The following is a 4467-nucleotide window of genomic DNA, read 5'->3' as shown; positions in this document are numbered from 1 at the left end:
GGGCCGCGCTCACCCCCATGGCCGCCCGCCGCGGGGCGCCCAGGAGCTGGGCCCGAGCCACCAGCCTGGCGACCCGGGTGCGCCCCACCGGCAGGGCGCGCGCCAGCACCTGCAGGGCCAGCGGCGCCGCCAGCAGACCGGCGCCCAGCACCAGCAGGATGGCGCCGTAGCCGCCCAGCGGCAGCCCGCCCCAGGCCGGCAGGCGGGCCAGCACGGCGGCCCCGATCAGCGCCATGGCGGCAAGACCCAGGCGCCCTGCGGGGTGCCAGCCGCGCCGGCCCTCGGCGCCGCCGCGATGCATGGCCGCCTCCCCGGCGCCGCGGACATTGTCCCGGACAGGGGCCAATGTCCCGATCAGGGCGGCGATGACGCCCAGGCTGCCCAATGCGAGCATGTCCCCGACGCGGGCATGGAGACGGGCGCCGACATCCCGGAAGTAGCCCGCCCCCAGATCCCCACCGAGGGTGACCACCCCCAGCCAGGCCAGGCCCAGGCCCAGCAGCAGGCCCACGGCGCTGCCCACCAGGCCCAGCACCAGGCCCTCGGCCAGCAGCCATCCGGTCAGCCGCCGGCGGTCCATGCCCAGCACCCGCAGCACCGCGAAATGGCTGCGGCGGCGCCGCATGGACAGGGTCAGCAGGCTGTACACCAGGAAGGCGGCGGTGAGCAGGCCCACCAGGGCCAGGACATTGAGGTTGGTGCGATAGGCCCGGGTCATGGCGTCGAGGCGCTTGGCTTCCAGGCCCGGGCGCGACAGGCGCACCCCTTCCCCCGCCACCTCCCGCAGTCGCTCCTCGAAGGCCGCCCGGCGGTCGGGATCGGTCAGCACCACATCGATGCGGTCCAGCTCGCCAATGCGCCGGAAGGTCCACTGGGCGGCGGCGATGTCCATGACCGCCCCCTCGGCCCAGAAGGCCTCCGCCGGCAGCAGCCCGACCACCTCCAGGCGGACGGTTGCCACGCCGTGCTGGATCCGGAGGGCGTCCCCCGGCTGCTTGTCTAGCTCGGCCGCGGCTTCCCGCCCCAGCAGGACCGCCCCCCGGTCCAGCAGGTCGGTGAAGGCCAGGCCTTCGCCGCCAACATCCGGGAGATAGTCGCCGCGCACGCCGGTATCGCGCAGCAGGTCCACCCCCAGCAGGGGCAGGGCCTGGTCGGGGCCGGTTGGCAACTTCATGCGCAGGGCGGGGTAGGCCTCGGCCACCTCGGAGAATCCCCGGATGCGCTTCAGAAGATCCTCATCCAGGGCCTGGTCGGTGGCCAGAACGGCCGTCCCGGAGCGTCCCGACAGGCTGCGGACACCCTGCTCGAAGCTGTGGAGGGCGGAGGCGTTGATCCAGTGGATGGCCGCCACCATGGCCACCCCCAGGGCGATGGCCCCGGCCATGCCGGCGGCCTGACCCGGCCTGCCGGCCAGCGGGCCCCAAACCAGGGCCCGGAACAGCAGGCCGGAGCCGCGGCGGGCCTTTGCGCCGCCTTGCCGGGTCCGCCGACGCCGCAGCCAACCAAGAATCAAGGTTCGGGATGGAGGTTGTGGTGGGTCAGCCGATAGCGGGTGTGGGCACGCGCCGCCACCTCGGGGGCATGGGTCACCACAAGTGTGGTGGCGCCAGCCTCGGCGACCACCTCGGTGAGGAGGTCCAGCATTGCCTCGGCGGTCTCCTCGTCCAGGTTGCCGGTTAGCTCATCCGCCAGCAGGATCGGCGGGCGATGGATCAAGGCCCGGGCGATGGCGGCGCGCTGGGCCTGGCCACCGGAAAGATGGCGCGGATAGGCCCCCGCGTGCTCGCCCAGCCCCAGGCGATCCAGGAAGGCCGTGACCTCGTCGTCAGTCCAGGCCTCGCCGTTCAGGGCCAAGGGCAGGGCTGCGTTCTCGGCCACGGTGAGGTGGGGCAGGAGATGGAACTGCTGAAACACGAATCCCAGGTGCCGGCGCCGCCAGCGCGCTGCTGCCGACTCCTCGAGAGTCGCCACGTCCGTGCCCAGCACATCCACCCGGCCCGAACGGGGGACCGCCAGGCCGGCTACCAGATTGAGCAGGGTGGATTTGCCCACGCCACTGGGGCCTACAACCGCCACGAATTCCCCCGATTCGACCCGCAGAGACAGATCGTGGAGGAGGGGGCGCTCGGAGCCGGAATAGGCGAAGCGAACGTCCTGCAGATGGATGGCCTGGTCGGCCAAGGGACGCCTCCTGGTTCAGGTTCGGCAAGCTAACCGCCGTCCGGGTACAGGCTCAAGGCAAAGGGTATTCGCGGTCAGCGGAATCAATAGCCCAGATTCAAACGCAGGGCCCCGACATCCACGTTGGTACCGGACCAACGTCCAGATCGCGGCCGCGGACGAAGCGGCCTTCTAGGTAGGCCCCGCTGGGTCTCGCCAGGCCCAAGACCAGTCCATAGGCCAGCGCCTCGCCGTCGGCCCCGTCCGTATCGCCGTCCACCGCATGGGTCATGAACCCGGCGTGAGGACCGATGTGGAAATTCCCAAGCCACAAGCGCCCTTTCAGGCTCCGTTGGGTTCGACCACCACCGGCCCCCCGCTAAAATCGTCCGTTCCCTTAAGTCAACCACCGCAAGCGATTCAGGGACAGGCGGGCAACCGCCGCAGATTGGTATTCGCCGCCCAGCACGCAGCCGTTTCTGTCGTAAACTCCCCCAAGCCCGGCAGAGGTGTGAAAGCCCAGGACCAGTGGTAAACCACCGAGTTGACCCATAAGCCACCTGATGCCGGCCACGGATAGCGCTCTTGTTTTGGCCTCCCAGCTTAGGCTACGGCGCCCGATAAGGCCAGGCGCCAAACGCCCAACTCAGCCGCGGCCGGGCTTGCCCCACGGCGCCATCCCCTCTATTTTGGGGCGGCCATCCGGTCAACCCCCAGGATTTAGTGGTCCGCCCACATCCACGGGGAAGGGAACCCGGTTCGAATCCGGGACTGACGCGCAGCGGTGTTGGGGAATGAGGGCCGCTGGGGGCACGACCCCCGGGCACTGTCACGCCCCTGAGCCAGCCACCCATTTGGGCTACGGGAACGCCCCGTAGGGGCTCAGGCGCGGGATGGGAAGCCGCGGTCCTTGTCTTCGTTCAGCGGAGACTGAAGCCCCTCAGTCCGAAGACCTGCCGGAGGCGCCCGGCGGCACAACCTGCCGCCGGGCGAGCCCGTTCGAGCCTTCGCGTCACAGGCTCCGGGGACCCGGCCCTAGCCCGATGCCGCGGGCCGCTCCCGGTGACTTCGCGTTGGCTCCGATCCGCGAGCGATTGGAGACCGAACATGCCCGCATCCCAACATGGGCCGGCCGCGCCTGACGGTCCCATCCCGTCGCAGCCTTTCCCCGAATGGACCGCCACTCACACCGAACGGGTCCTTCACGCCCTGGAAGGATGGGGACCGGCAAGCGATGCCCGCATCCAGGCGCGCACCCGCCGAACCCTAGCGGACCTGGACCGGGAGGTTGGCACACAGGCAAGCACCGCTCAGGTGTGCGATCACCTATGGGCCCGCCTGCTTTGTGCCGGCTGGCCCGTTGCCTCCCGCTTTTTTCGCCCGGTGGCCAGGCAGGGAGCGCAGATCCTATGGGTGCGCCGAGGCGATGGCGGCGCCGACGGACTCGACCGACGGCGGGTGGAAGCTTTGCTCCAACGCTTGGGTCGGGCCCACGCCGGCGGGGAATTGGATGCGATCCGGATCGCCCGGCAGTGCAGCAGCCTTCTGCACAACGGCCTGGGCGAGACCGAGCTGGCGCGCGCGCTGAGCCTGACCAGCCCCGGCCAGGCCGCGATCCTGCGCCGCCTGTGCAGGGGCGGAAACGCCTTTCCTGTTAGCCCCTGATCCCTTCGGCGGAGCCCATCGAAAACGCTGTCACCTCCCGCTGAACTGCCCCAACCGCATCGGCGAGGACTGCCTCGCCCGGCAGGGAACCGGCAGGCGTTACAACCCCGATAACCACCCAGGGCGGCAGCTGCTCCAGGCGCTCACCCAAGGCCAGGGCCTCGGCAACCCCAAAACCGTGGGTCGAGGTCGAGCTCGGCACCGGAAGCTGATCGATGGCGGTTAAACGGTGGAGGGTCCCGGGGCAGGCTTGTGAACGGACGGCATCGACAATGACCGCGAAGTCGGCCCCGGTCACGGCGCTTACCAGACCCGGGCCCGGACGATCCAGGGCCTCCAGCCGTACCCGGGCTTCCCCTTCAGCAGCCAAGCCCTCGACCACCTGCCAGCCGACGCGATCGCTGTCGGCTGGCGAGCCTACCCCCAGAACCAACCCCGTCATCAATGCCGCTCCACGGTGAGGTCCAGGAAGTGGGTGGCGCAGGAGATACAGGGATCGTAGTTGCGGATCACCTGCTCACCGAGCCGGCGCAGCTCGTCGTCGGGCCGATCCAGACCGCGGGCTTCCAGGGTCTGGCGCAGATCGTCCTCGATGCGCGCCTGGTTCTGCGCGGTGGGCGGCACGATGCGCGAATCGGTGAT

At 70.2% G+C, this 4467-nt stretch carries 5 protein-coding genes, 1 pseudogene and 1 riboswitch; of the genes and pseudogenes, 1 reads left to right on the top strand and 5 read right to left on the bottom strand.

All coding sequences use genetic code 11. The features are described 5' to 3' along the window. From V5A19_RS13690 to V5A19_RS13680, 3 genes are all read right to left on the bottom strand, one after another. Positions 1 to 1513: ABC transporter permease (locus V5A19_RS13690; RefSeq protein ID WP_332327938.1), on the bottom strand; the 1513-nt coding region annotated here is incomplete at its 3' end. Continuing rightward, a complete protein-coding gene (locus V5A19_RS13685; RefSeq protein ID WP_332319842.1) occupies positions 1510 to 2181 on the bottom strand; it encodes an ABC transporter ATP-binding protein in 672 nt (223 codons plus the stop codon). The genes V5A19_RS13685 and V5A19_RS13690, both read right to left, overlap by 4 nt. Positions 2182 to 2278: 97 nt before the next feature. Then, complete coding sequence (locus V5A19_RS13680; protein WP_332319843.1) at positions 2279 to 2494, bottom strand: hypothetical protein; 216 nt, start codon at positions 2492 to 2494, stop codon at positions 2279 to 2281. A 367-nt stretch (positions 2495 to 2861) separates the two neighbouring features. Further along, positions 2862 to 3121: riboswitch (cobalamin riboswitch) on the top strand. 146 nt (positions 3122 to 3267) lie between these two features. On the opposite strand from V5A19_RS13680, the gene V5A19_RS13675 reads away from it, so the two are divergent. Beyond that, complete coding sequence (locus tag V5A19_RS13675; protein ID WP_332319844.1) at positions 3268 to 3825, top strand: hypothetical protein; 558 nt, start codon at positions 3268 to 3270, stop codon at positions 3823 to 3825. On the opposite strand, the gene V5A19_RS13670 is transcribed toward V5A19_RS13675, so the two are convergent. Both V5A19_RS13670 and V5A19_RS13665 read right to left on the bottom strand, forming a co-directional pair. Next, entirely contained in the window at positions 3815 to 4267 is a 453-nt protein-coding gene (locus V5A19_RS13670; protein ID WP_332319845.1) for a hydrogenase maturation protease, read from the bottom strand. The two genes, V5A19_RS13675 and V5A19_RS13670, sit on opposite strands and share 11 nt — an antisense overlap. Beyond that, a pseudogene (locus tag V5A19_RS13665) lies at positions 4267 to 4467 on the bottom strand (Ni/Fe hydrogenase subunit alpha); the annotation flags it as partial. The pseudogene V5A19_RS13665 and the gene V5A19_RS13670, both read right to left, overlap by 1 nt.

Origin of the sequence: Thiohalorhabdus sp. (assembly GCF_036628635.1) — a bacterium.
GTDB lineage: Bacteria > Pseudomonadota > Gammaproteobacteria > Thiohalorhabdales > Thiohalorhabdaceae > Thiohalorhabdus.
Note: the sequence above shows the minus strand (reverse complement) of the source record. Positions and strands in the feature narration are given on the sequence as shown.

Coding starts and splice junctions, on each gene's coding strand:
- V5A19_RS13675 (WP_332319844.1), top strand. CDS start 3,268: ATGCCCGCATCCCAACATGGGCCGGCCGCGCCTGACGGTCCCATCCCG.
- V5A19_RS13670 (WP_332319845.1), bottom strand. CDS start 4,267: ATGACGGGGTTGGTTCTGGGGGTAGGCTCGCCAGCCGACAGCGATCGC.